The following is a 25,542-nucleotide window of genomic DNA, read 5'->3' as shown; positions in this document are numbered from 1 at the left end:
GTCATGCCGACCAGGCTAGGGAGCCGGGGTGCCCGCCGCACTGGGGATAGCCTCCCTGTCGGGACGGGGGCGAGCCGCCGTCGGTGTCGCCGGGGCTGCGGCCGGCGACACCGGCGGGGCCTGCTCACACTAAGCACGCCGATTGTCGCGTTCTGTGGCTGCCTGGGCGGATTTAATGACACTTGGTCGATCTCTTGCCCTGGCTGTATGGCCTCATGCAGAGTTCTTGGTGTCTGAATAGAAACTGGTCGGGGAGATACCCTCCCGGAGCGTCGACGACATCTGGAGGGGGAGCACGTCATGAGCGTGACCGACAGCGCTGCCGCGCGGCTGCAGGCGCTCTTCGAGGGGCACCGGCTCACACCGACCCAGCGGCGCATCGCGCACAGCATGGTGCGGAGGGCCGCCGACGTGCCCTTCCTGTCCAGCGTCGAGCTGGCCGAACTGGCCGGGGTCAGCCAGCCGTCGGTGACCCGCTTCGCGGTCGCCCTGGGCTTCGACGGCTACCCGGCGCTGCGCCGGCACCTGCGCGAGGTCGCGCCGACCGAACCGGCGGCCCAGCCTGCCTCGTACAACGAGTACCAGCAGGCGGTCGAGGCCGAGATCGAGAACCTGCGGCACCTGGCGGAGGCGCTGGCCGATCCGCGGCCGGTGCGCAGGGCGGGACAGGTGCTCGCCGCCTCACGTCCGCTGCCGGTGCTCGGCCTGCGGGCCGCGGCCGCCCAGGCCTACGGCTTCGCGTACTTCGCCGCCAAGGTCCACCCGGACGTACGGCTGCTCGACGAGGGCGGCACGATGATCCAGGACCGTGTCGACGGCGCCGTACGAGCGGGCGCCTCGGCGCTGCTGTGCTTCGCGCTGCCGCGCCATCCGCGCGAGGTCGTGGACACCCTCGCCTACGCCAAGGACGCGGGGCTGACCGTCGTCACGGTCGCGGACTCGGCCTTCGCGCCGGTCGCCAAGCACTCCGACCTGCTGCTGCCCGCCGCCGTCGGCACCGGGCTCGCCTTCGACACCGCGTGTGCGCCGATGCTGCTCGGCAGGGTGCTCCTGGAGGCGATGTGCGACGACCTGCCCGACGCGCAGGCGCGCCTGGAGGAGTTCGACGGGAAGGCGGCGGCACGGGGGCTCTTCGTGGAGTGACCCTCGTGGAGTGAGGCCCGGGGCCGGGTGCTCTCAGACTCGTCTCACGAACGCTCGCCAGCCACGAGGACACACTGCTGTGGGTGCGCGCCGACTGGCTGGGCAAGCGGGGCGGGCACCCCGCCGGCAAGGCGGTGCGGGGCCACCGCGGTACCGGCCTCGCGGCGGGCGACGCGGTCCGGGCGGAGCACGCCGCCGCACCGCGGCGCTCGGCTGGCCGGTCACGTCCGCCATGCGCACGGCGACGCCGAGGGCGGTCGCGGTGAGTGCCGCCACGCTCTCCGGCTCCACGCCGGGGGTGTCGTGGGCCAGTACGAGGCCGTCGACACTGGCGGCGAGGGCGCCGGTGAGCTAGGGTACCCGGGCTTTGAGCCGACGCAGTTCGTCCAGGATCTCGGGCTCGGCTGCCATCCGGTGTCTCCTCTCAAAGGGCCTCCAGCGCATCCCTGAGCCTCTTCAGCAGCGTGATGTGGGGGTCGGTGGTGTACGCAAGCCGGTCGGCGAGCGCGGGGGTCTGCCCGGCGCCGTCCGGCACGGGCGCGTCCCGTGGCGCGACGGCCGGCGCGACGAGTCCCGCGGCCGCCAGACGCCGTACGTCCACCAGGGTGTGGAATGCCTGCCGGCCCAGTTCACTGGCCAGGTCGGTGGCTGTGCGGGTGCCGTCGATCCGCTCCAGGAGCGTCTGCTGACGGGGCGTCAGCTTCGGTGCCGCGGTGGTGTGCCGCGTCTGGCCCGACGCCGCGCCGGACAGAGCCCCGCTGGTGCGTGCAGCAGCTCACGGCGGCGCAGGATCTCGCGCTCCAGGGCGGCCACCGGGACCGGCAGGACGGGGCCGAGCCGGTGGGCGATGCCGTAGCGGAACCGGCCCGGGGTGCTGCTCGGGGCGAGCGCGAAGTAGGCGGCGTCGTGGAGCGCGCCCAGGTGGCACAGCTCCAGGGCGCCCTCGGTCAGGTGGCCGCCGTCCAGCAACAGGTGTGCGGCGCCGTGCCGGTCGTCGGCCCGGGCGACCGCGTCCCGCCACGCCTCGGCCGTCAGCGTGCCGTGGGCGGTGAGCAGCAGGTCCAGGCCGGGGGTCAGGGGGCTCTCGGCGTGCACCACGCGGCCCTCGGCGAGGTAGAGCGTGCCGTGCTCGCGGACCAGGACGCCGGTGGCGTGCTCGGCGGCGAGCCGGGTCAGCGTCGGGGAGAGGCCGCCCCAGGCCCGGTCGGCGTGGGCCGGCTTGCTGCGCACCGGCAGCTGGGGCGGGGGCGGGGTGTCGACCACGGTCATCCCAGCACCAGCCGCTCGGCCATCTCGCCCAGGCGTATGCGGGCCAGGGCGAGGTTGCCCTCGGCGCGGGTCAGCCACAGATGCAGGAACACGCTGCTGTCGAAGGACGTGTCCACGAACCGCAGCAGGTGGTAGCTGTCGCGGTTGCTGACGATCAGGTCCTCCACCGGGGGACGCTCGCCGCCGGGGTCCTCGGCGGCGGCGAAGGCGCCGTGCTCGGCGGCCAGCCGGGCCAGTTCGGCGGCCTCCGCCGCGGTGGTCTCGTGGTCGCCGCCCGGGGACTCCCCGACGGTGCCCAGGGCAAGTCCGCTCGTCCAGTCGACCAGCGCGGCGCCTCTGGCACCGGGCAGCCGCATGGCTTCCAGTAGGCACTCGTCGATTCCGGGCACCGTTGTTCCTCTCCCACCGGGGGTTCGGCTGAGTGATGCCGACGCTACGCACGGTGTGCGACGGTGGTGAGGGCTACGGCATTTTTTTCCGGTGGAACATGCGACCGAGGGGCTAACGTGGGTCGACTGAACCGGGTTTCAGCGGGTCTCGTCGTGTCCGCGGTGTGCCTCGAGGCCTTCGGTGTGCCTCACGGTCTTCGGCGTTCCTCAAGTTTGCTCGGGTGCGCGCAGGGTGGTGAGTGCCGACGCGTGCGCCCCTCCTGCCTCGGTCACGATCTCCTCGACCGGCTGCGGCTCGCGCACGACCGCGAAGGCGACACCGCCCGAGCCGTCCGGGGCGAAGCCGTAAACCCCGGGCCGGGGCAGGGAGTTGTAGGCGTAGTGGTGGGCGAAGTAGTAGGCCCCGGTGTCCAGTGCCGCCACGTGGTCGCCCGGTTCGAGCGGGGCGAGCGCGCGGGCCTCGGCGAGCAGGTCGCCCGCGAAGCAGGCGGGCCCGGCCACGTCCTGCACCACCTCGGGTCCCGGCTTGGGCCGCCCCTTCGCGTCGTACGCGGCCAGGCGCAGCGGCCAGGCCTCCGGCACGTAGACCGTGCGCGTGGCCACCTGCACGCCCGCGTGGGTCACGGCGACCGGCCGCCCCCCGGCGCTCTTGGTGTACTCCACCCGGGCCACCATCGTGCCCTGCTTGGCCAGCAGCGACCGCCCGAACTCGGTCACCAGCCCGTACCGCCCCTCACACAGCCCCGGCACCACCTCGCGCAGCAGCCGCGCGTACTGCGCGTACGTCGGCGCGGTCGCCTCGGAGCCGAAGTTCACCGGCAGCCCGCCGCCGATGTCGAGGGTGTCGATCTGCCGCCGCCCCGCGCGCGCGTTGATCTCCTCGGCGAGCTCGTACGTCCGGGCCACGCCCTGCGCCATCAGGGAGAGCGGGATGCCCTGGGACCCGGTGTGGGCGTGCAGCCGGGTCAGCCACGGACGGTCCAGATACGCCCGTACGACCCACTCGCGGGCGCCCTCGTCGCGCAGCGCCACCCCGAACTTCGAGGTCGCCGTGGCCGTCGACAGCGCCTCGATGGCGCCGCCGCCGACCTGCGGATTCACCCGTATCCCGAGCGGTGAGCGAGGGGCGGCGGAGCCCACGAGGGCGTCGATGCGGGCCAGCTCCTGCGGGTTGTCCGCGTTGACGGCGATGCCCAGTTCCAGCGCCTCGCGCAGTTCGGCCGGCGTCTTGGCGGGTGAGTCCAGCACGGTGCGGGCGGGCGGCACCCCGGCCGCCCGCGCCAGCGCCAGTTCCCCCGGGCTCGCCACCTCGGCGCCGATGCCCTCCTCGTACAGAAGCCGCAGGACGGGCACGAGCGGGGTCGCCTTGACCGCGAAGGCGTGCAGTACCGGAGTTCCCGGCACCAGCACCGCGTCGAACGCCGCCCGGAGCGTCGCCGCGGACTCCCGGATGCCGGTGACGTCGAGCAGGCCCACGATGGGGGAGTCGGGGCCGAGCAGCCCCTGGGTCACCGCGGCCCGCACCGCCTCGTCCCGCCGCACGGACCGCTCGCGGTCCGCCTCGCCGGCCTTGTCGCCGTGGTTCTGGTCCATGCCCTCGTCCATGCCGCGCCCCCGGTCCCGTCGGTGTGCCTCCAGGTCCTGCCTTCCTGACCTGGAGCCGGCCAAACATCCGCCGGTCGCGCGTGCCGGCCCGCGCACATGTATTGACTAGCTCTATTCATCACGCCAGGATGTGAATAGTCGCAGTAACAATCCACCGGGAGCACCCACCAGGAGGCAGACCATGTCAGGACCCCGCCCCGTACGAGCGCCGCGCGGTACGGAACTGAGCGCCCTGGGATGGCAGCAGGAAGCCGCCCTGCGGATGCTCCAGAACAACCTCGACCCCGAGGTCGCCGAGCACCCCGACAAGCTCGTCGTCTACGGCGGCACCGGCAAGGCGGCCCGCGACTGGCGCTCCTTCGACGCCATGGTCCGCACGCTGAGGACCCTCAAGGCCGACGAGACCATGCTCGTCCAGTCCGGCCGCCCGGTCGGCGTCATGCAGACCCACGAGTGGGCCCCGCGGGTGCTTCTGGCCAACTCCAACCTCGTCGGCGACTGGGCCAACTGGGAGGAGTTCCGCCGCCTGGAGGCCCTCGGCCTGACCATGTACGGCCAGATGACCGCCGGGTCCTGGATCTACATCGGCACCCAGGGCATCCTCCAGGGCACCTACGAGACCTTCGCCGCCGTCGCCGCGAAGAAGTTCGGCGGCACGCTCGCCGGGACGATCACCCTGACCGCCGGCCTCGGCGGCATGGGCGGCGCCCAGCCGCTCGCCGTCACCATGAACGACGGCGTGGCCATCTGCATCGACTGCGACCCGCGCGCCATCGAGCGGCGCATCGAGCACCGCTACCTCGATGTGAAGGCCGACTCCCTGGAGCACGCCCTCCAGCTGGCCGTGGAGGCGCGCGACCAGCGCAAGGCCCTGTCCATCGGCGTCCTCGGCAACGCCGCCGAGCTCGTCCCGCAGCTGCTCGCGATGGGCGCGCCCATCGACATCGTCACCGACCAGACCTCCGCCCACGACCCGCTGTCCTACCTGCCGCTGGGCGTCGACTTCGAAGACATGGCCGACGCCGCCGCCAAGGACCCGGCCGGCTTCACCACCCGGGCCCGCGAGTCCATGGCCCGGCACGTCGAGGCCATGGTCGGCTTCATGGACGCCGGCGCCGAGGTCTTCGACTACGGCAACTCGATCCGCGGCGAGGCACAACTCGCCGGGTACGAGCGGGCGTTCGCCTTCCCCGGGTTCGTCCCCGCCTACATCCGGCCGCTGTTCTGCGAGGGCAAGGGCCCGTTCCGCTGGGCCGCGCTGTCGGGTGAGGCGTCCGACATCGCCAAGACCGACAAGGCGATCCTGGAGCTGTTCCCCGAGAACGAGTCCTTGGCGCGCTGGATCAAGATGGCCGGCGAGCGCGTCCACTTCCAGGGCCTGCCCGCGCGCATCTGCTGGCTCGGCTACGGCGAGCGCGACAAGGCGGGCGAGCGGTTCAACGACATGGTCGCGAGCGGTGAGCTCCAGGCGCCGATCGTGATCGGCCGCGACCACCTCGACTGCGGCTCCGTCGCCTCCCCGTACCGGGAGACCGAGGCCATGCTCGACGGCTCCGACGCGATCGCCGACTGGCCGCTGCTGAACGCGATGGTGAACGTGGCGTCGGGCGCGTCCTGGGTGTCGATCCACCACGGTGGCGGCGTCGGCATGGGGCGGTCCATCCACGCCGGACAGGTGACGGTGGCCGACGGTACGAAGCTCGCCGGGGAGAAGATCCGTCGGGTGCTCACCAACGACCCCGGCATGGGCGTGATCCGGCACGTGGACGCCGGGTACGACATCGCGGAGTCGGTGGCCGGCGAACGCGGAGTGCGGGTGCCCATGCGCGAGGGTGACCAGGCGTGACGCGGCGTCCGGCTGACCCGAGCGAGAGCCGTCCGGCCGGGACGCGGACCCCGTCGCCGGCCAAGGGTGACTCCTTCCACACGATGTGGCGGGAGCTGCGCCCCATCGGGCGCCACCCCGAGTCCGGCGGTTACCGGCGCTTCGCCTGGACCGCGGCCGACGCCGAGTGCCGGGCCTGGTTCCGGCAGCAGGCCGAGGACCGCGGGCTGGCCTACGAGGTCGACCGCAACGGCAACCAGTGGGCCTGGCTCGGGGATCCCACGACCGGGGACGCCGTGGTCACCGGGTCGCACCTCGACTCCGTGCCCGACGGCGGGGCCTTCGACGGGCCCCTGGGCGTCGTGTCCTCCTTCGCCGCCGTCGACGAACTGCGCGGCAGGAACGCGCGGTTCACCAAGCCGCTGGCCGTCGTCAACTTCGGTGACGAGGAGGGCGCCCGGTTCGGGCTGGCCTGTACCGGGTCCCGGCTGACGGCCGGTCAGCTCACCGCCGAGCAGGCGCACCGGCTCACCGACGCCGACGGTGTCACGCTGCCCAGGGCCATGGAGGCCGCCGGGTACGACCCCGACGTCATCGGGCCGGACCCGGAGCGACTCGCACGCATCGGCGCCTTCGTCGAACTGCACGTCGAGCAGGGGCGCGCCCTCGACCTCACCGGCGACGCCGTCGGTGTGGCCAGCGCCATCTGGCCGCACGGGCGGTGGCGGTTCGACTTCCGGGGCGAGGCCAACCACGCGGGCACCACCCGGCTCGTCGACCGGCGCGACCCGATGCTGCCGTACGCCGAGACCGTGCTCGCCGCCCGCCGCGAGGCCGCGCTCGCCGGTGCCGTCGCCACCTTCGGCAAGATCGCCGTCGAGCCGAACGGCGTCAACGCGATCCCGTCCCTAGTGCGCGGCTGGCTCGACTCCCGCGCCGCCGACCAGGCGAGCCTGGACACCGTGGTCACCGGCGTCGAGAAGGCGGCCCGCGAGTACGCCGCCGCGCACGGCGTCGACCTGGACGTGGTCCGCGAGTCCTTCACGCCCGTCGTCGAGTTCGACCACGCGCTGCGCGACGAACTCGCCCGTCTCCTGGGCACGGACACCGACCTGAGGGTGCCCGTCCTCGGCACGGGCGCCGGACACGACGCCGGAATCCTGTCCGGGAGCGTCCCGACCGCCATGCTGTTCGTGCGCAACCCCACCGGTGTCTCGCACTCCCCGGCCGAGTTCGCGGCCGAGGACGACTGCGTGGCCGGGGTGCGCGCGCTCGCCGACGTACTGGAAGGGCTGGCCTGCACGTGACCCCCACCGAGCAGACGCGGACGTACTGGCTGGAGCAGGCCTGGCTCGGCACCCTCCCCCAAGCTCTCGACGGCGCTCGAGCAGGGGGGACCCCCATCGAGCCGGGCGTGGCGCTCGACGTGCGCGACGGTCGCATCGCGGCCGTCCGCACCGGCGTGCCCGTCCCGCCGCCGGGAGCCGAGGTGCTTCGGGGCCTCACGACCCCGGGCCTGGCCAACGCGCACAGCCACGCCTTCCACCGGGCCCTGCGCGGCACCGTTCAGGTCGGCTCCGGGACGTTCTGGACCTGGCGCGAGGTCATGTACGCCACCGCCGACCGGCTCACCCCCGAGACGTACCACGCGCTGGCCCGCGCGGTGTACGCCGAGATGGCGCTGGCCGGCATCACCGCCGCCGGCGAGTTCCACTACGTCCACCACGCCCCGGGAGGCGCCCGGTACGCCGACCCGAACGCGATGGGCGAGGCCCTGATCGAGGCCGCCGCCGAAGCCGGTATTCGCATCACCCTCCTCGACACCTGCTACCTGTCCTCCGGATTCGGTCAGCCGCCCGACACCCACCAGCTCCGCTTCTCCGACGGGACGGCCGAGGCCTGGGCCGAACGCTGTTCAGTTCTCAAGGAACACGATCACGCGCGGATCGGTGCCGCCGTGCACTCCGTACGGGCCGTGCCCGCGCGGGAACTGGCGACGGTGGCGCGGTGGGCCGAGGAGCGGCGGGCCCCGCTCCATGTGCACCTGTCGGAGCAGACCGCCGAGAACGACGCCTGCCAAGCCGCCCACGGGTGCACCCCGGCCCGGCTGCTGGCCGACCACGGCGTCCTCGGCCCGCGCACGACCGGCGTGCACAACACCCACCTGACCGAAGAGGACATCGCCCTGCTCGGCGGATCCGGCACCGGCACCTGCATGTGCCCGACCACCGAGCGGGACCTGGCCGACGGCATCGGACCGGCCGTCGCCCTCCAGCGCGCCGGCTCCCCGCTCTCCCTCGGCTCCGACAGCCACGCCGTCGTCGACCTGCTCGAAGAGGCCCGCGCGATGGAACTGGACGAACGGCTGCGCACCCGCACCCGCGGCCACTGGACGGCCGCGGCCCTGCTGCGGGCCGCCACCGCCGACGGTCACGCCGCCCTCGGCTGGCCCGAAGCAGGCAGCCTCACCCCCGGCGCCCTCGCCGACTTCACGACGATCGCGCTGGACTCGGTCAGGACAGCGGGGACGCTGCCCAGGCTCGGCGCCGAGACGGCCGTATTCGCCGCGACTGCGGCGGACGTACGCCATACGGTCGTGGGCGGTCGGCACATCGTGCGGGACGGCGCCCACACCCTCGTACCGGATGTGCCGTCGGCGCTGGCAGGTGCCGTCGAAGCACTGCGCGGCTGAATCCCCCCGTCACCCTTGAGGACACCATGAGCAGCACCGTCATCACCAACATCGCCACACTGGTCACCAACGACCCCTCCCTCGGTGACGGCTCCCCCCTCGGACTGGTCCGGGACGCGGCCGTCGTCATCGACGGCGACCGCGTCGCGTGGACCGGTGAATCCAGCAAAGCACCCGCCACTGACAACCGGGTCGACGCCGGCGGCCGGGCGGTGATCCCCGGCTTCGTCGACTCCCACTCCCACCTGGTCTTCGCGGGCGACCGCACCGAGGAGTTCAACGCCCGCATGTCCGGCCGGGCCTACAGCGCGGGCGGCATCCGCACCACGGTCGCCGCCACCCGCGCCGCCACCGACGCGGAGCTGGAGGCCAACCTCACCCACTACCTCGCCGAGGCCCTGCGCCAGGGCACGACCACGTTCGAGACCAAGTCCGGCTACGGCCTCACCGTCGCCGACGAGGCCCGCGCCCTGCGCATCGCCGCCGCGCACACCGACGAGGTCACCTACCTCGGCGCCCACATCGTCTCCCCGGACTACGCCGAGGACCCGGCGGCGTACGTCGCCCTGGTCACCGGGGAGATGCTGGACGCCTGCGCCCCGCACGCCCGCTGGATCGACGTCTTCTGCGAGAAGGGCGCCTTCGACGGCGACCAGGCCCGGGCGATCCTCACCGCGGGCAAGGCCAAGGGACTGCTCCCGCGCATCCACGCCAACCAGCTCTCCCACGGCCCCGGCATCCAGCTCGCCGTCGAGCTCGACGCGGCCAGCGCCGACCACTGCACCCACCTGACCGACGCGGACGTGGACGCGCTGGCGAACGGGAACACGGTCGCCACGCTCCTGCCCGGCGCCGAGTTCTCCACCCGCGCCCAGTGGCCCGACGCCCGCCGCCTCCTCGACGCGGGCGTCACGGTCGCCCTGTCCACCGACTGCAACCCGGGCTCGTCCTTCACCTCCTCGGTGCCCTTCTGCATCGCGCTCGCCGTACGGGACATGGGCATGACCCCGGGCGAGGCGGTCTGGGCGGCGACCGCGGGCGGTGCGAAGGCCCTGCGCCGCGGCGACATCGGCCGTCTGTCCGCGGGCGCCCGCGCCGACCTCGCCGTTCTGGACGCGCCCAGCCACGTCCACCTGGCCTACCGGCCGGGCGTCCCGTTGGTGACCCAGGTCTGGCGGCGCGGCGTACGCGAGGTCTGACCAGCGCCTGACCGGCCGCCTGGGTTTTCGGCCGAGTCCGGTCAGGTGCTGCCCGCCACTTCTGCGCCGCACTTTCCGCCGCGCGGGTCGAGGGAGAGACAGCCGTCCGGGTGCGGGGTGAGGGCGGTCCCGCCGGCGATGGCGGGGCGGATCACGCCGTCCGGGTCGACGGTGAAACGCAGGTTGCGGCCGTTCCTGCCGTCGACCGACGAGCACCTCCAGATGCCGACGCCGTTGTCCACGGAACCGCGGCTGTAGGCAGAAATCGGGGTCCGCCGCCGACTGGAGCACCTGACGGTGGGCGTCGAGCCGCCAGCGCCGGGTGGAGGCGGACCCGCACGGGGCGGTGACGACGTCCGTGCCGATGTCGAAGTCGCCGGCCACGTCCAGGCAGCGGCCCGAGGCGGCGTTCACCACCTGCGCGTGGGCCGCGCCCGGCGGATGCACGGGCGCGGGCGACGGGCTGGGCGGCGGCTTCGGGCGCGCCGCCCGGGAGTGGCGCGGCGTCGGCTCGGGGAGGGGTGCCGGGAGGGCGGCCGGGAGGTCGCGGACGGAGAGGGTGCCGGCGGGGTCGCCGACACCGTGGCCGTCACCGTGACCCGCACCGGCGGCGTGGGCACGGTCACCGCGCCCGCCGCCCGCTGGTGCGGTGTGCCGTCGTTCGAGTGACCAGGAACAGCGGCAGCGGCGCGAGGGCCACGCCGAGCGCCGCCGACGCCAGTGCGTAGCGGCGGGAGGGCGGCCTGTGGCCCGCGCCCGGGCTGCCGGAAGCGGATCGGCCGGCCGGTGTGCGACGTAGGCGGCGCCGCCCCGGGGCAGCAGGCCCTCGGCCACCGCGGTGCGCGGGTGGTCGCGCAGGCACTGGGGGCGCTGTCCGCCCGGCACCACCGACGGCACCGGACGGAAGCGTCCCCGTCACCCCGTCACTCCTCGAGTGTCAGGCCCTTGCGCAGTTGCCCCAGCGTGCGGGAGAGCAGCCGGGACACGTGCATCTGCGAGATGCCGAGTTCCTCGCCGATCTCGGACTGGGTCATGTTGGCCACGAACCGCAGGGACAGGATCTTCCGGTCACGGGAGGGCAGCTGGGCGATCAGCGGCTTCAGCGCCTCGACGTACTCGATGCCTTCCAGCCCGTGGTCCTCGTAGCCGATGCGGTCCGCGAGGGCGCCCTCGGAGTCGTCCTCCTCGGGCTGGGCGTCCAGCGACGACGCGGTGTAGGCGTTCGAGGCGGCCATGCCTTCCACCACCTCGTCGTTGGACAGACCGAGATGCTCTGCGAGTTCCGTGACCGTCGGGGCGCGGTCGAGCCGCTGGGCCAGTTCGTCACCGGCCTTGGCGAGGTCCAGGCGCAGTTCCTGGAGCCGGCGCGGGACGCGCACGGACCACGAGGTGTCGCGGAAGAAGCGCTTGATCTCTCCGATGATGGTGGGCATCGCGAACGTCGGGAACTCCACGCCCCGCGACAGTTCGAACCGGTCGATCGCCTTGATCAGGCCGATGGTGCCGACCTGGATGATGTCCTCCATCGGCTCGCTGCGGGAGCGGAAGCGGGAGGCGGCGAACTTGACGAGCGCGAGGTTGAGCTCGACGAGCGTGTTGCGGACGTACGAGTAGGCGTGGGTGCCTTCCTCGAGGGACTCCAACCGCTCGAAGAGGGCCTTGGACAGGGCCCGGGCGTCGTCGGGGGCCACTTCGTCGTACGGGGGAATGTCCGGAAGTCCGGCCAGTGCGTCGGCCTGATCGGCCCGCTCGGCGCGTACGTCGTGGAACGCGATGGGATCCAGGTGCTCCGTGGGGGGTGCCGACGTCGCCATCTGGGTATGCGATGCGTCGAGCCGGGGTGACATGATGTCCTCCATCGTTCTCGGCATACGGCTGCCGAAGCCAATACGTGCACTGCGGTGTGCGGCGCCTCCAAAGCCGGCCGTGTCGGGTGCGGGTCTCTACTAGCCCTACCCGCTTTCCCAACACCGCCGCAAGTTCCTTATGTGGAGGTATGTCCGGTTGTGTGCGGTTGTCGGCTGTCGGAGCGGTGAGGGAAGGCGTAGTGTTCGAGGGCGTCAGTCAGCAGCCAAGACCCCGGGAGAGAGAGACGGCATGGACCGCGGGACGGTCGGCAGCGCACAGTCGGGCCGGCTTCTGGTGGAGGTGCGGCAGGAGGGCTCCAGTGCCGTCGTGACGCCGGCGGGTGAGCTCGATCACCACACGGCCGACCTGCTGCGCGAACCGCTCGAGGAGTGCCTCGACAAGGGGCGCTCGCGCCTGGTGGTGGACTGTTCACGCCTGGAGTTCTGCGACTCCACGGGGCTGAACGTGCTGCTGGGCGCGCGGCTGAAGGCAGAGGCGGCCGGAGGGGGTGTGCATCTGGCCGGGATGTTGCCGGTAGTGGCCCGTGTGTTCGAGATCACAGGGGCGGATGCGGTCTTCACCGTGCACGACTCCCTGGAGGACGCCCTGGCCGACGAGGCCGGCTGAGCCGGCCTCGGGCTCGTCGACGTGCCCCTTCCGTGTTCCGCGCCCGGCGTACGCCGGGCGCCCGCACGGCGGGCCGAAAACGGGGGTGTTCCCCCCGATCGGTCGGGCAGGAGACATCCTGAGACGATCGGCCGCCCTCGCGGGAGTCGGCGACCGGGGTTCGGCATGTGTACGGACGTACCGACCGTGTGCGTGTGAAGTGACTGGTGACTTTTGAATCGTGAACTGGTGAATCGGTGAGGTGAAGCGCTGATGAGCACCACCCGGCCTTACTCGCCGGGCGACCGCGGCCCGGAGCCCAGCGGCGCTTCCGGGGCGTCCGAGGGGGACGCGCCGACGGGCGCGGTACCCACAAGGGGTGCGACGGCCGTGCCGGCGGCCCCGTCCGGGAGTCGCCAGATCCGCAGGCTGAGCTTCGACGGCGAGAGCGGCGTCGTGCCGCTCGCCCGCGACTTCGCCCGCCAGGCGCTGTACGCGTGGGGCTGGCTGCCCGCCGCGACCGCCGACCAGCGGGCCGCCGCCGAGGACGTGCTCCTGGTCGTCTCCGAACTGGTCACCAACGCCTGTCTGCACGCCGAGGGCCCCGATCAGCTGGAGATCACCTGTGACAACAAGGTGATCCGCATCGAGGTCTCCGACCGCGGCACCGGCCAGCCCGCTCCGCGCACCCCGCACCGCGCCGGCCGCCCCGGCGGCCACGGCATGTTCATCGTCCAGCGGCTGTGCCTGGACTGGGGAGTCGTCCGCGCCCCCGGCGTCACCGGCAAGAGAGTGTGGGCCGAGCTGGGGGCACCCGCCTGAACCGGGGGAGCCGCTCGGCAAGGCCCGACGGCGACCGCGGCACGAGGACCGCAACACGAAGACCGCAACGCGAAAGGGCCGCCCCAAGAGGGGCGGCCCTTTCGGTGACCGTAGGGGTGACGTCAGTGGACGTCGCCCATCAGGGACTTCACCTTCCGGCGGTACATGTAGACCGCGACACCGGCGAGGGCGGCGAGGACCGCCTCCAGCGCGACCGCTCCCGTGCCGCTGAGGTCGACCCCGGCCACGGCGGGGTTGGACAGCAGGCCGGTGATGGAGTCGCCCGCGGTGACCGCGAGGAACCACACACCCATCATCTGGCTGGCGTACTTGGCCGGCGCCATCTTGGTCGTCACCGACAGGCCGACCGGGGAGAGGCACAGCTCGCCGACGGTCTGGATCAGGTAGATGCCCACCAGCCACATCGGGCTGACCAGGGTGTCACCGTTGGCCATGCCCAGCGGCAGCAGGAAGAAGAAGAACGAGACGCCGATGAAGAACAGGGCGGCCGAGAACTTCGCGACGGTGCTCGGCTCCTTGCCCTTGCGGTTCAGCCACAGCCAGAACCAGGCGAAGACCGGGGCCAGGGCCATGATGAACACCGGGTTCAGCGACTGGTACCAGGAGGACGGGAAGTCGAAGCCCAGCAGCGAGGAGGAGGTCTTGGTCTCACCGAACGCCTGGACCGTGGAACCGCCCTGGTCGTAGATCATCCAGAAGGCGGCGGCCGCGACGAAGAACCAGATGTAGCCGGTCATCTTGGACTGCTCGACGGACGACAGCTCCTTGTCGCGCTTGATGCGCAGCAGGACGCCGGCCGGGATGACCAGACCGATGACGGTGAGCGGGATCATCGCCCAGTTCAGGGTGAAGTGGCCGGTGAAGCCGACGATGCCGTAGAAGACGGCGCCGACGGCGAGCCAGGTCAGGCCCTTGCGCAGCCAGGAGGCACGCTCGGCGGCGTCCAGCGGCTTGGGCACGGTGTTGCTCTGCGGGCTCAGGTTCCGGGTGCCGATGAGGAAGGCCGCGAGGCCGATCGCCATGCCCACGGCGGCGAGGCCGAAGCCGAGGTGCCAGCTGACCTGCTGACCGACGGTGCCGATGATCAGTGGCGCGAAGAAGGCACCCATGTTGATGCCCATGTAGAAGATCGTGAAGCCACCGTCGCGGCGCGGGTCGTCCGGGCCGTTGTAGAGGTGGCCGACCATGGTGGAGATGTTGGCCTTCAGCAGGCCGGAGCCGAGCGCGACCAGCGCGAGACCGGCGAAGAAGGGCGCCTGGCCGCCGGGCAGCGCCAGGACCGCGTGGCCCGCCATGATCGTGATCGCGGCGATCGCCACCGTCTTGCGGGGGCCCCAGACGCGGTCGCCCAGCCACCCGCCGGGCATGGCGAGCAGGTACACCATCGACAGATAGACGGAGTAGATCGCGGTGGTGGTGGCCAGATCCATGCCGAGCCCACCGCCCATGCTCCCCTTCTTGGCGTCGGGACCGCCGGAGAGCAGGTATACGACGAGTAGGGCCCGCATGCCGTAGAAGCTGAAGCGCTCCCACATCTCGGTCATGAAGAGGGTGGCCAGGCCGCGGGGGTGGCCGAAGAAGGTCTTCTCGGAACCGGGGGTGCCCGGATGGGCCGAGTCCTTCGTCAGGCTGGACGCCATGGTCGTTCCTTGCTGGTCGGGACGCGCCGCCTCGGCGGGTACGCGCCCGGTGGGGGTAGCCGGCACCGGCAGGCCTGAGGTCCACCCCACGCCCAGGGGGAGCCCGCTCCGGATCGCGAAGCGGCGGACGACGGCCACCGGGATCCACACCTCTGCCCGCGTCGACGCGCGTACGAGGCCCGGCCCTAGGTCATTCTTCCCGGGCCGGCCGGGGCCGACCCGCCCACAAAAGAGACCTTCAGCGTCAAGACGATCGCCAAAGGTCCCCTGTGTGCATCAGACGTTCGATCCACCATACGGCAGGACACTGCCGGATATGGAAGGAGTTGAGACACGGATCACAGGTCGATGGGGAACCCTGCCCCGCTTTCGAAGGTCTATTACCGAGGCCTCAAAGGATCGCGTCCAGCGCCGACCGGACCGTGTCACGGGGCCGCACGGATGGCACCCGACCGGCCGCAAGGTAAGAACCGCGCGCGTCGATCACACCGCAGGACCACCCCAGCGGGCGGCACAGGCGGACTACCATCGGCTCATGACCCGTGTACTGCTCGCCGAGGACGACGCGTCCATCTCGGAGCCGCTGGCCCGCGCACTGCGCCGGGAAGGTTACGAGGTCGAGGTGCGTGAGGACGGACCCGCCGCGCTCGACGCCGGAATGCAGGGCGGTGTCGACCTGGTCGTGCTGGACCTCGGGCTGCCCGGCATGGACGGCCTGGAGGTCGCCCGCCGGCTGCGCTCCGACGGCCACACGGTGCCCATCCTGATCCTGACCGCGCGCGCCGACGAGGTGGACACCGTCGTCGGTCTCGACGCGGGCGCCGACGACTACGTCACCAAGCCCTTCCGGCTCGCCGAACTGCTCGCCCGCGTCCGGGCCCTGCTGCGGCGCGGCGCCGCCGAGCCGCAGCAGCCGCCCGCCACGCACGGCGTGCGCATCGACGTCGAGTCCCACCGCGCGTGGATGGGCGACGAGGAGCTGCAGCTCACCGCCAAGGAGTTCGACCTGCTCCGGGTGCTCGTCCGGGACGCGGGCCGGGTCGTCACCCGCGACCAGCTGATGCGCGAGGTCTGGGACACCACCTGGTGGTCGTCCACCAAGACCCTCGACATGCACATCTCCTGGCTGCGCAAGAAGCTCGGCGACGACGCGGCGAACCCCCGGTACATCGCGACCGTGCGTGGCGTGGGCTTCCGCTTCGAGAAGAGCTGAGAGACGCCGCCCGCGCTTTGGTAGGAGGACATGCGCCGCCGACTGATCCAGTCCACGCTCGCCGTGGTGCTCGTCGTGATCGCCGTCTTCGGCGTGTCCCTGGTGATCGTCGAGACCCGCACCATCAGCACCAGCGCCCAGGAGCGGGTCGACTCCGAGGCGCTGCGGCTGGCCAGCATCGTCGACAGCAGGCTGCTCGGCGCGGCGACGGTCAACGCGGACGTCCTGCGCAACCAGGTGGCCGACGGCCAGTACGCCGTGGTCGGCATCCCCGGACAGCGGCCCATCCAGGTCGGTGCCAAACCGTCCGGTGACGTGATCCACTCCACGGCCACGGGAGAGCAGGGCGAGACCGTCCGGGTGGAGGAGCCCCGCTCCTCGGTGACCCGCGAGGTCGGCCGCACGCTGCTGATCATCGGCCTGGTGGCGCTGCTCGCGGTGGTCGCCGCGGTGCTGCTCGCGGTCCGCCAGGCCAACCGGCTCGCCTCCCCGCTGACCGACCTCGCGGAGACCGCCGAACGCCTCGGATCCGGCGACCCGCGCCCCCGCCACAAGCGCTACGGCGTCCCGGAGCTGGACCGGGTCGCGGACGTGCTCGACGGATCGGCCGAGCGCATCGCCCGCATGCTGACCGCCGAGCGGCGGCTCGCCGCCGACGCCTCCCACCAGCTGCGTACGCCGCTGACCGCGCTGTCCATGCGGCTGGAGGAGATCACCCTCACCGACGACCCGGACACGGTGAAGGAGGAGGCCAACGTCGCGCTCGCCCAGGTCGAGCGGCTGACCGACGTGGTGGACCGCCTGCTGACCAACTCCCGCGACCCCCGTACCGGCTCCGCCGTCTCCTTCGACCTCGACGAGGTCATCCAGCAGCAGATCGCCGAGTGGCGCCCCGCCTACCGCAGCGCCGGCCGGGCGATCGTCAGCTCCGGCAAGCGGCACCTCCAGGCCGTGGGCACGCCGGGCGCCGTCGCGCAGGTGCTGGCCGCGCTGATCGAGAACTCCCTCATGCACGGCGGCGGCACGGTGGCGCTGCGCACCCGCGTGACCGGCAACCAGGCCGTCGTGGAGGTCACCGACGAGGGCTCCGGCGTCCCCGCCGACCTGGGCGCCCGTATCTTCGAGCGCACCATCAGCGGCCGCAACTCGACGGGCATCGGGCTCGCCGTCGCCCGCGACCTCGCCGAGGCCGACGGCGGCCGCCTGGAACTGCTCCAGGCCCAGCCGCCCGTCTTCGGCCTGTTCCTGTCCCGCACCCCACCGCCGAAGAAGCAGTCGGAGGACCACCCGACGGTGCGCTGACCGCCGCCGGCAGGACGGGACCCAGGACCTTCCGTCTGGATCATGCCCGCTCGCGGGGTCTGGTGCCGCTCCCCCAGGCTCTTCGAACAGGGGACACACCCAGCCGCGCTGTCGTCGGTCGGCGGGACCCTAGCGGAAGACCTCGGGCCGCGGCTTCTTCGACTCGGTCTGGAGGAAGGACTCCGCGCCCGCCACGGTCTGCCGGGCCGGCAGGGCACGGAAGACCCAGGTGCGGTACGACCAGAAGCGGAACAGGGTCGCGATGCCGATGCCGAGGAACTTGAAGACGTTGCTCTGCAGCGGGCTGTCCCAGCCGAAGCCGTACGTCGCCAGGTACAGCACGCCGTTCTCGATCACCAGGCCGACCACGCTGAACAGCAGGAACAGTGTCAGTTCCCGGGTGCGCCCGCTCTTGTCGCGGTCCCGGTACGTGAAGTAGCGGAAGCCGATGTAGTTGAAGACGATCGCGACGACGGTCGCGATGACACTCGCCCGCACCACCTGAAGTCCGGTCACGTGCCGCACCAGGTTGAACACGAGCAGGTTGACCAGCAGCCCCGCTCCCCCCACCGCGCCGAACTTGACGACCTCGCGCCACAGCTGGTCCACGCGCCTGCGTAGCGCGCCGCGGGGCGCCGGGGGCGCCGGTCGAAGCCCCGAGGAACCATGTTCCATGGTCGTGCAGGCCCCCGTCTCGGTCGGTTCAGTCAACCCGGCCATGCTAACCAGCGCTCCACGCCCGCGCCTGTGGACGAGGCATCAGCTCGGGAACAGGTCGGAAAGAGTCCGGGAAAAGGCGGGAAAGAGCCGTCGAAGCGACTGGTAAGAGCGCCGACGGGGACGCCGGTACGGTCGGACGCGTACGTCAGTGCGGCGGGTGACTCTCAGCGTGGGTGGGCGCGGGCGCCGGTACGGCCCCGGCGGGCGCGGAAGCGGGGTGCGCCGCGGCGGCCGATACCCTAGGAGCGTGACGTTCCCGGTAATCGGCATGGTCGGCGGTGGCCAGCTCGCTCGTATGACACACGAGGCGGGCATCCCGTTGGGCATCAGGTTCAAGCTCCTCAGTGACACTCCCCAGGACTCCGCGGCGCAGGTGGTGAGCGACGTCGTCATCGGCGACTACCGCGACCTGGACACGCTGCGCGCGTTCGCGCGGGGCTGCGACGTGATCACCTTCGATCACGAGCACGTCCCCACCGAGCACCTGCGGGCCCTGGAGGCGGACGGCATCCCCGTACGCCCCGGCCCCGACGCGCTCGTGCACGCCCAGGACAAGGGCGTGATGCGCGCGAAGCTCGACGCGATCGGCGTGCCGTGCCCCCGGCACCGGATCGTGGCCGACCCGAAGGACGTGGCCGCGTTCGCGGCCGAGGGCGACGGTTTTCCCGTGGTCCTCAAGACCGTCCGCGGCGGTTACGACGGCAAGGGTGTGTGGGTGGTCGACTCCGCCGAGGAGGCCGCCGAGCCCTTCCGCGCCGGCGTGCCCGTCCTCGCCGAGGAGAAGGTCGACTTCGTCCGGGAGCTGGCCGCCAACGTCGTACGCTCCCCGCACGGTCAGGCCGTGGCCTACCCGGTCGTGGAGTCGCAGCAGGTGAACGGCGTCTGCGACACCGTGATAGCCCCGGCCCCCGACCTCGACGAGAGCCTCGCCCTCCAGGCCGAGCAGCTCGCGCTGACGGTCGCCAAGGAACTCGGTGTCGTCGGTCACCTCGCCGTCGAGCTGTTCCAGACCCGCGACGGCCGCATCCTCGTCAACGAGCTGGCGATGCGCCCGCACAACTCCGGCCACTGGTCGATGGACGGCGCGATCACCTCCCAGTTCGCCAACCACGTCCGCGCGGTCCTCGACCTGCCGCTCGGCGACCCCCGCCCCCGCGCCCGGTGGACCGTCATGGTGAACGTCCTCGGCGGCGACTACCCCGACATGTACTCCGCGTACCTGCACTGCATGGCCCGCGACCCCCAGCTCAAGATCCACATGTACGGCAAGGACGTGAAGCCCGGCCGCAAGGTCGGCCACGTCAACACCTACGGCGACGACCTGGACGACGTGCTGGAACGCGCCCGTCACGCAGCCGGCTACCTGAGAGGCACCATCACCGAATGAGCCCCGCCCACCCGTCACCCGACCGCCACCCCTCAACGAGTGCTGACACGCGCCCCTTCCCTCTGGTGGGCATCGTCATGGGGTCGGACTCCGACTGGCCCGTCATGGAGGCCGCCGCCGAGGCGCTGGACGAGTTCGAGATCTCCTACGAGGTCGACGTCGTCTCCGCGCACCGCATGCCGCGCGAGATGATCGCGTACGGCGAGCGGGCGGCGGACCGCGGACTGAAGGCGATCATCGCGGGTGCGGGCGGGGCCGCCCACCTGCCCGGCATGCTCGCCTCCGTCACCCCGCTGCCGGTGATCGGCGTGCCCGTCCCGCTGAAGTACCTGGATGGCATGGACTCCCTGCTGTCGATTGTGCAGATGCCGGCCGGGGTCCCGGTGGCGACGGTGTCCGTCGGCGGCGCCCGCAACGCGGGTCTGCTCGCCGCCCGGATCCTCGCCGCGCACGACGAGGACCTGCTCGCCCGGATGCGGGAGTTCCAGCAGGAGCTGAACGACCAGGCCACCGAGAAGGGCAAGCGGCTGCGCGCCAAGGTCGAGAACTCCGGCGGCTTCGGCTTCGGCACGGGGAAGTGACGCCGATGTCCTCGCTCAACGAAGCCCGGGCCCTGCTGCGCGAGTTCCCCGTCGTCGACGGCCACAACGACCTGCCCTGGGCGCTGCGCGAGCAGGTCCGCTACGACCTCGACGCCCGCGACATCGCCACCCCCCAGAACGACCACCTGCACACCGACCTGCCGCGCCTGCGCGAGGGCGGCGTCGGTGCCCAGTTCTGGTCGGTCTACGTCCGCGCGGATCTGCCCGACCCGGTGCCGGCGACGCTGGAGCAGATCGACTGCGTACGGCAGCTGCTCGACCGCCACCCGGCCGACCTGGCCCCTGCTCTGACCGCCGCCGACATGGAAGCGGCGCGCGCGGACGGCCGTATCGCCTCCCTCATGGGCGCCGAGGGCGGCCACTCCATCGCCGACTCCCTCGGCACGCTGCGCGGTCTTTACGCGCTCGGCGTGCGCTACATGACGCTCACCCACAACGACAACGTGGCGTGGGCGGACTCGGCGACGGACGAGCCGGGCGTGGGCGGTCTGTCGGCCTTCGGCCGCGAGGTGGTCCGGGAGATGAACCGGCTCGGCATGCTGGTCGACCTCTCCCACGTGGCCGCGACGACCATGCGGGACGCACTCGACACCACGAGCGCGCCGGTGATCTTCTCGCACTCCTCCGCGCGAGCCGTGTGCGACCACCCCCGCAACATCCCGGACGACGTGCTGGAGCGGCTGCCCGCCAACGGCGGGATCGCGATGGTGACGTTCGTGCCGAAGTTCGTGCTCCAGGCGGCCGTGGACTGGACGTCCGCGGCCGACGAGAACATGCGCGCGCACGGCTTCCACCACCTCGACACCACCGCCGAGGCGATGAGGGTCCACCGTGCCTTCGAGGAGGCGAACCCGCGCCCGGTCGCCACGGTCGCCACGGTGGCCGACCACCTCGACCACATGCGCGAGGTCGCCGGCATCGACCACCTGGGCATCGGCGGCGACTACGACGGCACGGCCTTCACCCCCGACGGACTGAACGACGTCTCCGGCTACCCGAACCTGATCGCGGAACTCCTGGGCCGCGGCTGGTCCAGGACCGACCTGGCCAAACTCACCTGGCAGAACGCGGTACGCGTCCTGGGCGCGGCGGAGGACGTCGCCCGTGACCTGCGAGCCACCCGGGCGCCGTCCAACGCGACGATCGGCGAACTGGACGGCTGAGTTCTCGTACTCCGACGACCGCTACAGCGAATGACGGACGCCTCTCAGCAGGCGCATAGGCAGAACGGGTGCCCGGCGGGGTCGGCGTAGACCCGGAAGCTGCTGCCGCCCTGCTCGGCCAAGGGCTTCGCGCCGAGCGCGAGCACGCCCTTCTCCGCCGCGTCCAGGTCCTCCACGACCAGGTCCAGGTGGAGCTGCTGCGAGGCGTCCGCGGCCGGCCACTTCGGCGGCACGTACCCCGGCGCCTTCTGGAACGCCAGCGCCGACCCGCCCGGCACCTTCAGATCCACCCAGTCGCCCTCGCCCTCCACGGTCCCGCCGAGCACCTCGGCGTAGAAGCCGGCGAGGGCGCGCGGGTCGGGACAGTCCAGGACGACGACACCCAGCTTGGCGAGAGCCATTACTTCCTCCCAGTCGGGGACGGTGTTACCCGTTGGCGCGGGCAACCAGTAACCGTTACCGCATGCTCACACACTGCCGGTAACGGCGCAACCGGATTCACGAGGTACCGTCGCTGACATGAGTGAGAGATCGTCCGCGCCCGGGAGCCTGGCGCTGGTCGAGGCCCTGGTGAACACGCTGGACATCGAGACGGGAGCCGACTCGCTCGACACGGTTGAGGGCCGGGCGCGTCTGGGGATCCCCGAGGCGGAACTGCCGCAGGCGCGCGAACTGCGCGAGTCGCTGCGCGCGACGCTGCTGGCCCACGCCGGTCACCCGCCGCACCGGGAGGTGACACCGCTGGGCGAGCTGCTGGCGCGGGCGCCGCTGCTGGTGGCCGTCGACGCCCGGGACGGCTCCGCCACGCTCGCCCCCGCCGACGACGGCCCCCTGCTCTCCCGGGTCGCCGCCGCCGTCGCCGGGGCCCTCGTCGCGGGCACCTGGACCCGGCTGAAGGCCTGCGAGGCGGTCACGTGCCACTGGGCGTACTACGACCGCAGCCCGGCCGGACGCGGCCGCTGGTGCTCGATGCAAGTGTGCGGAGCGCGCGCGAAGATGCGCCGCTATCGGGCGAAGCAGACCTGATCCACGGGGAGTTCGCCGCCCAGGCCGTGCCCCGGTGGTGCACAATGCCCGCAGACGCCGGTTCGGCCGACTGAGCCTCGGCCGAACCGGCGTCACACGTCTGCCGGCTTGTGGGGACTTACGCGGTCGGGCGTCCCATCGCCCGGTACGTCCACCCGGCCCGCCGCCACAGCTCCGGGTCCAGCGCGTTGCGTCCGTCGAGGACCACCCGGGCGGCCACGACCTCGCCCAGCCCGGCCGGGTCCAGCTCGCGGAACTCCCGCCACTCGGTCAGGTGCAGGACGACGTCCGCGCCCCGCACGGCCTCGAGCGCGGAGCCGGCGTACCCGAGCGTGGGGAACACCCGCCGGGCGTTGTCCATGCCCTTGGGGTCGTAGACGGTCACCTGGCCGCCCTGAAGATGGATCTGCCCGGCGACGTTGAGCGCGGGGGAGTCCCGTACGTCGTCCGAGTCCGGCTTGAAGGTGGCGCCGAGCACCGCGACCCGCTTGCCGAGGAACGGCCCGCCGCCCAGTGCCTGCCGGGCCAGCTCCACCATCTGCCCGCGCTGGCGCATGTTGATCGAGTCGATCTCGCGCAGGAAGGTCAGCGCCTGGTCCGCGCCCAGCTCACCCGCGCGCGCCATGAAGGCCCGGATGTCCTTGGGCAGGCAGCCGCCGCCGAAGCCGATCCCGGCCCGCAGGAACTTCCCGCCGATCCGGTCGTCGTACCCGATGGCCTCGGCCAGCTTGGCCACATCGCCGCCGGCGGCCTCGCAGACCTCGGCCATCGCGTTGATGAAGGAGATCTTCGTGGCCAGGAAGGAGTTCGCGGAGGTCTTCACCAGTTCCGCGGTGGGGAAGTCGGTGACCACGAACGGGGAACCCTCGCCGATCGGCGTGGCGTACACCTCGCGCAGCAGCTTCTCCGCCCGCTCGCTGCGCACGCCGACCACGATCCGGTCCGGGCGTAGCGTGTCCTGTACGGCGAAGCCCTCGCGCAGGAACTCCGGGTTCCAGGCCAGCTCCACGTCGGCGCCCGCGGGCGCGAGCTCGGCGATCGCACGGGCCAGGCGGTCGGCGGACCCCACGGGCACGGTCGACTTGCCGACGACGAGCGCGGGACCGGTCAGGTGCGGGGCGAGCGAGGTGACGGCGGAGTCGACGTGACTCATGTCGCAGGCGTACTCGCCGTGCTTCTGCGGGGTGTTCACGCAGACGAAGTGGATGTCCCCGAACGCGGCCGCCTCCGCGTAGTCCGTCGTGAAGCGCAGCCGTCCGGTCGAGCCCTCGATCCCGGCCACGTGCCGGCGCAGCAGTTCCTCCAGACCGGGCTCGTACATCGGGACCTCGCCCCGCCGGAGCATCTCGATCTTCTCGGGGACGACGTCCAGACCCAGCACCTCGAAACCGAGCTCGGCCATGGCCGCGGCGTGCGTCGCGCCGAGATAGCCGGTGCCGATCACGGTGATCTTGAGGCTCATGGGTGCTCCAGGAGAGACGACGGTGATGCGGTGCCCGAGCATATCGGGGGCATGCGCGGGGCCTTCGCCGGGCAATGTCCCCGCTGTCGCCAAGCTCACGTATCACTGGCGTGGGCGGCCGCCTAAAATTCGGGTTACTTAACGGTAATTAGCGTTGGAGCGTGAGAGACCTTGGCCGGATCGGCTGACTTCGACCTGTACCGCCCGTCCGAGGAGCACGACATGCTCCGCGACGCCGTCCGCTCGCTGGCCGAGGCGAAGATCGCGCCGTACGCCGCCGCGGTGGACGAGGAGGCCCGCTTCCCGCAGGAGGCCCTGGAGGCGCTGGTCGCCAACGACCTGCACGCCGTGCACGTACCCGAGGAGTACGGCGGCGCGGGCGCGGACGCCCTCGCGACGGTCATCGTGATCGAGGAGGTGGCCCGCGTCTGCGCGTCCTCCTCCCTCATCCCGGCCGTGAACAAACTGGGGTCGCTGCCGGTGGTGCTCTCCGGCTCCGATGACCTGAAGAAGAGGTACCTGGCCCCGCTCGCCAAGGGCAACGCGATGTTCTCGTACTGCCTGTCCGAGCCGGACGCGGGCTCCGACGCGGCAGGCATGAAGACCAAGGCGGTCCGCGAGGGCGACACGTACGTCCTCAACGGCGTCAAGCGCTGGATCACCAACGCGGGCGTGTCCGACTTCTACACGGTGATGGCCGTCACCGACCCCGACAAGCGCAGCAAGGGCATCTCGGCGTTCGTCGTCGAGAAGTCGGACCCCGGGGTCTCCTTCGGCGCCCCGGAGAAGAAGCTCGGCATCAAGGGCTCCCCGACCCGCGAGGTCTACCTCGACAACGTCCGGATCCCCGCCGACCGCATGATCGGCGCCGAGGGCACCGGCTTCGCCACGGCGATGAAGACCCTGGACCACACCCGCATCACCATCGCGGCCCAGGCCCTCGGCATCGCCCAGGGCGCCCTCGACTACGCCAAGGGCTACGTCAAGGAGCGCAAGCAGTTCGGCAAGCCCATCGCCGACTTCCAGGGCATCCAGTTCATGCTCGCCGACATGGCCATGAAGATCGAGGCCGCCCGCAACCTCACCTACGCTGCCGCCGCCAAGTCCGAGCGCAACGACCCGGACCTCACCTTCCAGGGCGCCGCCGCCAAGTGCTTCGCCTCGGACGTCGCCATGGAGGTCACCACGGACGCCGTCCAGCTCCTCGGCGGCTACGGCTACACCCGCGACTACCCGGTCGAGCGCATGATGCGCGACGCCAAGATCACGCAGATCTACGAGGGCACGAACCAGGTCCAGCGGATCGTGATGGCAAGGAACCTTCCCTAGCGCTGTGACCGGAAGGGTTCACCGGCTCGCGACGCCCGGTACGGCACCTCGCCGCGTTGTCGCATCACCCGAGTACGTCCAGTACGCGGGCGGCGCTCCGCCTTGCGATGCTCCCCCACTGCCTGAAGGAGGTGCCCCCGGCACCGGGCGCCGCGAGCTTCCCGGCAAACCTTCCCGGCCACAGCACTAGTGCCCCGGCAGGCAACGTTTGCCCGTTGAGGAGCGGCGTCCGGTGCGTGCTCTCGGTGTGCCGACCGGAAGTCCTCGTACTGGGCGTAC

Annotated in this window: 23 protein-coding genes and 2 pseudogenes; 15 read left to right on the top strand and 10 right to left on the bottom strand. The window is 71.9% G+C overall.

Features of this window, described 5'->3' with window-relative positions; translation table 11 throughout:
* The first annotated feature begins 300 nt into the window (after nucleotides 1–300).
* Nucleotides 301–1,143, top strand: a complete 843-nt coding sequence (locus ACFY4A_RS22165) for a MurR/RpiR family transcriptional regulator (RefSeq protein ID WP_390831093.1) — start codon at nucleotides 301–303, stop codon at nucleotides 1,141–1,143.
* Nucleotides 1,144–1,356: 213 nt separating this feature from the next.
* On the opposite strand, the pseudogene ACFY4A_RS22160 reads toward ACFY4A_RS22165, so the two are convergent.
* From ACFY4A_RS22160 to ACFY4A_RS22145, 4 genes and pseudogenes are all read right to left on the bottom strand, one after another.
* Nucleotides 1,357–1,554 (bottom strand): annotated as a pseudogene (locus ACFY4A_RS22160) (roadblock/LC7 domain-containing protein); the annotation flags it as partial.
* A gap of 13 nt (nucleotides 1,555–1,567) precedes the next feature.
* A pseudogene (locus tag ACFY4A_RS22155) lies at nucleotides 1,568–2,412 on the bottom strand (transcriptional regulator).
* On the bottom strand, nucleotides 2,409–2,801 hold the full coding sequence (locus ACFY4A_RS22150) for a hypothetical protein (RefSeq protein WP_390831092.1): 393 nt from the start codon (nucleotides 2,799–2,801) through the stop codon (nucleotides 2,409–2,411). Before ACFY4A_RS22150 ends, ACFY4A_RS22155 begins: the two are co-directional and overlap by 4 nt.
* A gap of 207 nt (nucleotides 2,802–3,008) precedes the next feature.
* Nucleotides 3,009–4,394, bottom strand: coding sequence for a diaminopimelate decarboxylase (locus ACFY4A_RS22145; RefSeq protein WP_390831091.1), 1,386 nt, complete (start codon nucleotides 4,392–4,394; stop codon nucleotides 3,009–3,011).
* Between the two features lie 193 nt (nucleotides 4,395–4,587).
* On the opposite strand from ACFY4A_RS22145, the gene hutU reads away from it, so the two are divergent.
* From hutU to hutI, 4 genes are all read left to right on the top strand, one after another.
* Entirely contained in the window at nucleotides 4,588–6,252 is a 1,665-nt protein-coding gene (gene hutU / locus ACFY4A_RS22140) for a urocanate hydratase (protein WP_390831090.1), read from the top strand.
* Nucleotides 6,253–6,335: 83 nt separating this feature from the next.
* The gene (locus ACFY4A_RS22135) at nucleotides 6,336–7,538 is read left to right on the top strand and encodes an allantoate amidohydrolase (RefSeq protein ID WP_390831177.1); all 1,203 of its coding nucleotides are present in this window, start codon (nucleotides 6,336–6,338) and stop codon (nucleotides 7,536–7,538) included.
* Complete coding sequence (locus tag ACFY4A_RS22130) at nucleotides 7,535–8,923, top strand: formimidoylglutamate deiminase (RefSeq protein ID WP_390831089.1); 1,389 nt, start codon at nucleotides 7,535–7,537, stop codon at nucleotides 8,921–8,923. Before ACFY4A_RS22135 ends, ACFY4A_RS22130 begins: the two co-directional genes overlap by 4 nt.
* A 26-nt stretch (nucleotides 8,924–8,949) precedes the next feature.
* Nucleotides 8,950–10,122, top strand: a complete 1,173-nt coding sequence (gene hutI, locus ACFY4A_RS22125) for an imidazolonepropionase (protein ID WP_390831088.1) — start codon at nucleotides 8,950–8,952, stop codon at nucleotides 10,120–10,122.
* Between the two features lie 41 nt (nucleotides 10,123–10,163).
* Here the strand turns inward: hutI and ACFY4A_RS22120 are convergent, their stop codons facing one another.
* Nucleotides 10,164–10,364: a hypothetical protein gene (locus ACFY4A_RS22120; RefSeq protein ID WP_390831087.1), complete on the bottom strand. Its 201-nt coding sequence runs from the start codon at nucleotides 10,362–10,364 to the stop codon at nucleotides 10,164–10,166.
* A gap of 253 nt (nucleotides 10,365–10,617) precedes the next feature.
* On the opposite strand from ACFY4A_RS22120, the gene ACFY4A_RS22115 reads away from it, so the two are divergent.
* Nucleotides 10,618–10,791: a hypothetical protein gene (locus ACFY4A_RS22115; RefSeq protein ID WP_390831086.1), complete on the top strand. Its 174-nt coding sequence runs from the start codon at nucleotides 10,618–10,620 to the stop codon at nucleotides 10,789–10,791.
* Nucleotides 10,792–11,045: 254 nt separating this feature from the next.
* Here ACFY4A_RS22115 and ACFY4A_RS22110 read toward each other — a convergent pair whose 3' ends face one another.
* The gene (locus ACFY4A_RS22110) at nucleotides 11,046–11,969 is read right to left on the bottom strand and encodes an RNA polymerase sigma factor SigF (RefSeq protein ID WP_390831085.1); all 924 of its coding nucleotides are present in this window, start codon (nucleotides 11,967–11,969) and stop codon (nucleotides 11,046–11,048) included.
* 250 nt (nucleotides 11,970–12,219) lie between these two features.
* Here ACFY4A_RS22110 and ACFY4A_RS22105 point away from each other — a divergent pair, with 250 nt between their 5' ends.
* Together ACFY4A_RS22105 and ACFY4A_RS22100 are read left to right on the top strand one after the other, a co-directional pair.
* Nucleotides 12,220–12,597, top strand: coding sequence for an STAS domain-containing protein (locus ACFY4A_RS22105; protein WP_100571008.1), 378 nt, complete (start codon nucleotides 12,220–12,222; stop codon nucleotides 12,595–12,597).
* Nucleotides 12,598–12,849: 252 nt separating this feature from the next.
* Complete coding sequence (locus ACFY4A_RS22100) at nucleotides 12,850–13,398, top strand: ATP-binding protein (protein WP_390831084.1); 549 nt, start codon at nucleotides 12,850–12,852, stop codon at nucleotides 13,396–13,398.
* Between the two features lie 122 nt (nucleotides 13,399–13,520).
* Here ACFY4A_RS22100 and ACFY4A_RS22095 read toward each other — a convergent pair whose 3' ends face one another.
* On the bottom strand, nucleotides 13,521–15,059 hold the full coding sequence (locus ACFY4A_RS22095; protein ID WP_390831083.1) for a peptide MFS transporter: 1,539 nt from the start codon (nucleotides 15,057–15,059) through the stop codon (nucleotides 13,521–13,523).
* A 535-nt stretch (nucleotides 15,060–15,594) separates the two neighbouring features.
* Between ACFY4A_RS22095 and ACFY4A_RS22090 the strand changes: the two genes are divergently transcribed.
* Both ACFY4A_RS22090 and ACFY4A_RS22085 read left to right on the top strand, forming a co-directional pair.
* Nucleotides 15,595–16,272 (top strand): response regulator transcription factor, encoded by a 678-nt coding sequence (locus ACFY4A_RS22090; RefSeq protein ID WP_100571005.1) that lies wholly within the window; start codon nucleotides 15,595–15,597, stop codon nucleotides 16,270–16,272.
* Between the two features lie 30 nt (nucleotides 16,273–16,302).
* Nucleotides 16,303–17,574 (top strand): ATP-binding protein, encoded by a 1,272-nt coding sequence (locus ACFY4A_RS22085; RefSeq protein WP_390831082.1) that lies wholly within the window; start codon nucleotides 16,303–16,305, stop codon nucleotides 17,572–17,574.
* A 129-nt stretch (nucleotides 17,575–17,703) separates the two neighbouring features.
* Here the strand turns inward: ACFY4A_RS22085 and ACFY4A_RS22080 are convergent, their stop codons facing one another.
* Complete coding sequence (locus tag ACFY4A_RS22080; protein ID WP_390831176.1) at nucleotides 17,704–18,249, bottom strand: GtrA family protein; 546 nt, start codon at nucleotides 18,247–18,249, stop codon at nucleotides 17,704–17,706.
* A gap of 292 nt (nucleotides 18,250–18,541) precedes the next feature.
* Here ACFY4A_RS22080 and ACFY4A_RS22075 point away from each other — a divergent pair, with 292 nt between their 5' ends.
* The 3 genes from ACFY4A_RS22075 (at nucleotide 18,542) to ACFY4A_RS22065 (ending at nucleotide 21,446) form a co-directional block, all read left to right on the top strand.
* On the top strand, nucleotides 18,542–19,681 hold the full coding sequence (locus ACFY4A_RS22075; RefSeq protein ID WP_390831081.1) for a 5-(carboxyamino)imidazole ribonucleotide synthase: 1,140 nt from the start codon (nucleotides 18,542–18,544) through the stop codon (nucleotides 19,679–19,681).
* Nucleotides 19,682–19,758: 77 nt separating this feature from the next.
* Nucleotides 19,759–20,262, top strand: a complete 504-nt coding sequence (purE, locus tag ACFY4A_RS22070; RefSeq protein WP_390831175.1) for a 5-(carboxyamino)imidazole ribonucleotide mutase — start codon at nucleotides 19,759–19,761, stop codon at nucleotides 20,260–20,262.
* Between the two features lie 5 nt (nucleotides 20,263–20,267).
* Nucleotides 20,268–21,446 (top strand): dipeptidase, encoded by a 1,179-nt coding sequence (locus ACFY4A_RS22065; protein WP_390831080.1) that lies wholly within the window; start codon nucleotides 20,268–20,270, stop codon nucleotides 21,444–21,446.
* Between the two features lie 44 nt (nucleotides 21,447–21,490).
* On the opposite strand, the gene ACFY4A_RS22060 is transcribed toward ACFY4A_RS22065, so the two are convergent.
* Complete coding sequence (locus ACFY4A_RS22060; protein WP_390831079.1) at nucleotides 21,491–21,847, bottom strand: VOC family protein; 357 nt, start codon at nucleotides 21,845–21,847, stop codon at nucleotides 21,491–21,493.
* Between the two features lie 118 nt (nucleotides 21,848–21,965).
* On the opposite strand from ACFY4A_RS22060, the gene ACFY4A_RS22055 reads away from it, so the two are divergent.
* Nucleotides 21,966–22,472, top strand: a complete 507-nt coding sequence (locus ACFY4A_RS22055; protein ID WP_390831078.1) for a CGNR zinc finger domain-containing protein — start codon at nucleotides 21,966–21,968, stop codon at nucleotides 22,470–22,472.
* A 118-nt stretch (nucleotides 22,473–22,590) separates the two neighbouring features.
* On the opposite strand, the gene ACFY4A_RS22050 is transcribed toward ACFY4A_RS22055, so the two are convergent.
* Nucleotides 22,591–23,934 (bottom strand): UDP-glucose dehydrogenase family protein, encoded by a 1,344-nt coding sequence (locus tag ACFY4A_RS22050; RefSeq protein WP_390831077.1) that lies wholly within the window; start codon nucleotides 23,932–23,934, stop codon nucleotides 22,591–22,593.
* A 171-nt stretch (nucleotides 23,935–24,105) separates the two neighbouring features.
* Here ACFY4A_RS22050 and ACFY4A_RS22045 point away from each other — a divergent pair, with 171 nt between their 5' ends.
* The gene (locus ACFY4A_RS22045; protein ID WP_390831076.1) at nucleotides 24,106–25,263 is read left to right on the top strand and encodes an acyl-CoA dehydrogenase; all 1,158 of its coding nucleotides are present in this window, start codon (nucleotides 24,106–24,108) and stop codon (nucleotides 25,261–25,263) included.
* Nucleotides 25,264–25,542: the final 279 nt, after the last annotated feature.

Origin of the sequence: Streptomyces sp. NPDC001292, assembly GCF_042896465.1 — a bacterium.
Lineage (GTDB): Bacteria > Actinomycetota > Actinomycetes > Streptomycetales > Streptomycetaceae > Streptomyces.
The sequence above is the reverse complement of the archived record's forward strand: the minus strand, read 5'-3'. Positions and strand labels throughout refer to the sequence as shown.

Bases quoted from the DNA above. Each gene is read 5' to 3' on its own strand.
- ACFY4A_RS22165 (WP_390831093.1), top strand. From the start codon at position 301: ATGAGCGTGACCGACAGCGCTGCCGCGCGGCTGCAGGCGCTCTTCGAG.
- purE (WP_390831175.1), top strand. From the start codon at position 19,759: ATGGGGTCGGACTCCGACTGGCCCGTCATGGAGGCCGCCGCCGAGGCG.
- ACFY4A_RS22100 (WP_390831084.1), top strand. From the start codon at position 12,850: ATGAGCACCACCCGGCCTTACTCGCCGGGCGACCGCGGCCCGGAGCCC.
- ACFY4A_RS22055 (WP_390831078.1), top strand. From the start codon at position 21,966: ATGAGTGAGAGATCGTCCGCGCCCGGGAGCCTGGCGCTGGTCGAGGCC.
- hutI (WP_390831088.1), top strand. From the start codon at position 8,950: ATGAGCAGCACCGTCATCACCAACATCGCCACACTGGTCACCAACGAC.
- ACFY4A_RS22135 (WP_390831177.1), top strand. From the start codon at position 6,336: ATGTGGCGGGAGCTGCGCCCCATCGGGCGCCACCCCGAGTCCGGCGGT.
- ACFY4A_RS22095 (WP_390831083.1), bottom strand. From the start codon at position 15,059: ATGGCGTCCAGCCTGACGAAGGACTCGGCCCATCCGGGCACCCCCGGT.
- ACFY4A_RS22105 (WP_100571008.1), top strand. From the start codon at position 12,220: ATGGACCGCGGGACGGTCGGCAGCGCACAGTCGGGCCGGCTTCTGGTG.
- ACFY4A_RS22145 (WP_390831091.1), bottom strand. From the start codon at position 4,394: ATGGACCAGAACCACGGCGACAAGGCCGGCGAGGCGGACCGCGAGCGG.
- ACFY4A_RS22110 (WP_390831085.1), bottom strand. From the start codon at position 11,969: ATGTCACCCCGGCTCGACGCATCGCATACCCAGATGGCGACGTCGGCA.
- ACFY4A_RS22080 (WP_390831176.1), bottom strand. From the start codon at position 18,249: ATGGAACATGGTTCCTCGGGGCTTCGACCGGCGCCCCCGGCGCCCCGC.
- ACFY4A_RS22050 (WP_390831077.1), bottom strand. From the start codon at position 23,934: ATGAGCCTCAAGATCACCGTGATCGGCACCGGCTATCTCGGCGCGACG.
- ACFY4A_RS22065 (WP_390831080.1), top strand. From the start codon at position 20,268: ATGTCCTCGCTCAACGAAGCCCGGGCCCTGCTGCGCGAGTTCCCCGTC.
- ACFY4A_RS22060 (WP_390831079.1), bottom strand. From the start codon at position 21,847: ATGGCTCTCGCCAAGCTGGGTGTCGTCGTCCTGGACTGTCCCGACCCG.
- ACFY4A_RS22085 (WP_390831082.1), top strand. From the start codon at position 16,303: ATGCGCCGCCGACTGATCCAGTCCACGCTCGCCGTGGTGCTCGTCGTG.
- hutU (WP_390831090.1), top strand. From the start codon at position 4,588: ATGTCAGGACCCCGCCCCGTACGAGCGCCGCGCGGTACGGAACTGAGC.
- ACFY4A_RS22090 (WP_100571005.1), top strand. From the start codon at position 15,595: ATGACCCGTGTACTGCTCGCCGAGGACGACGCGTCCATCTCGGAGCCG.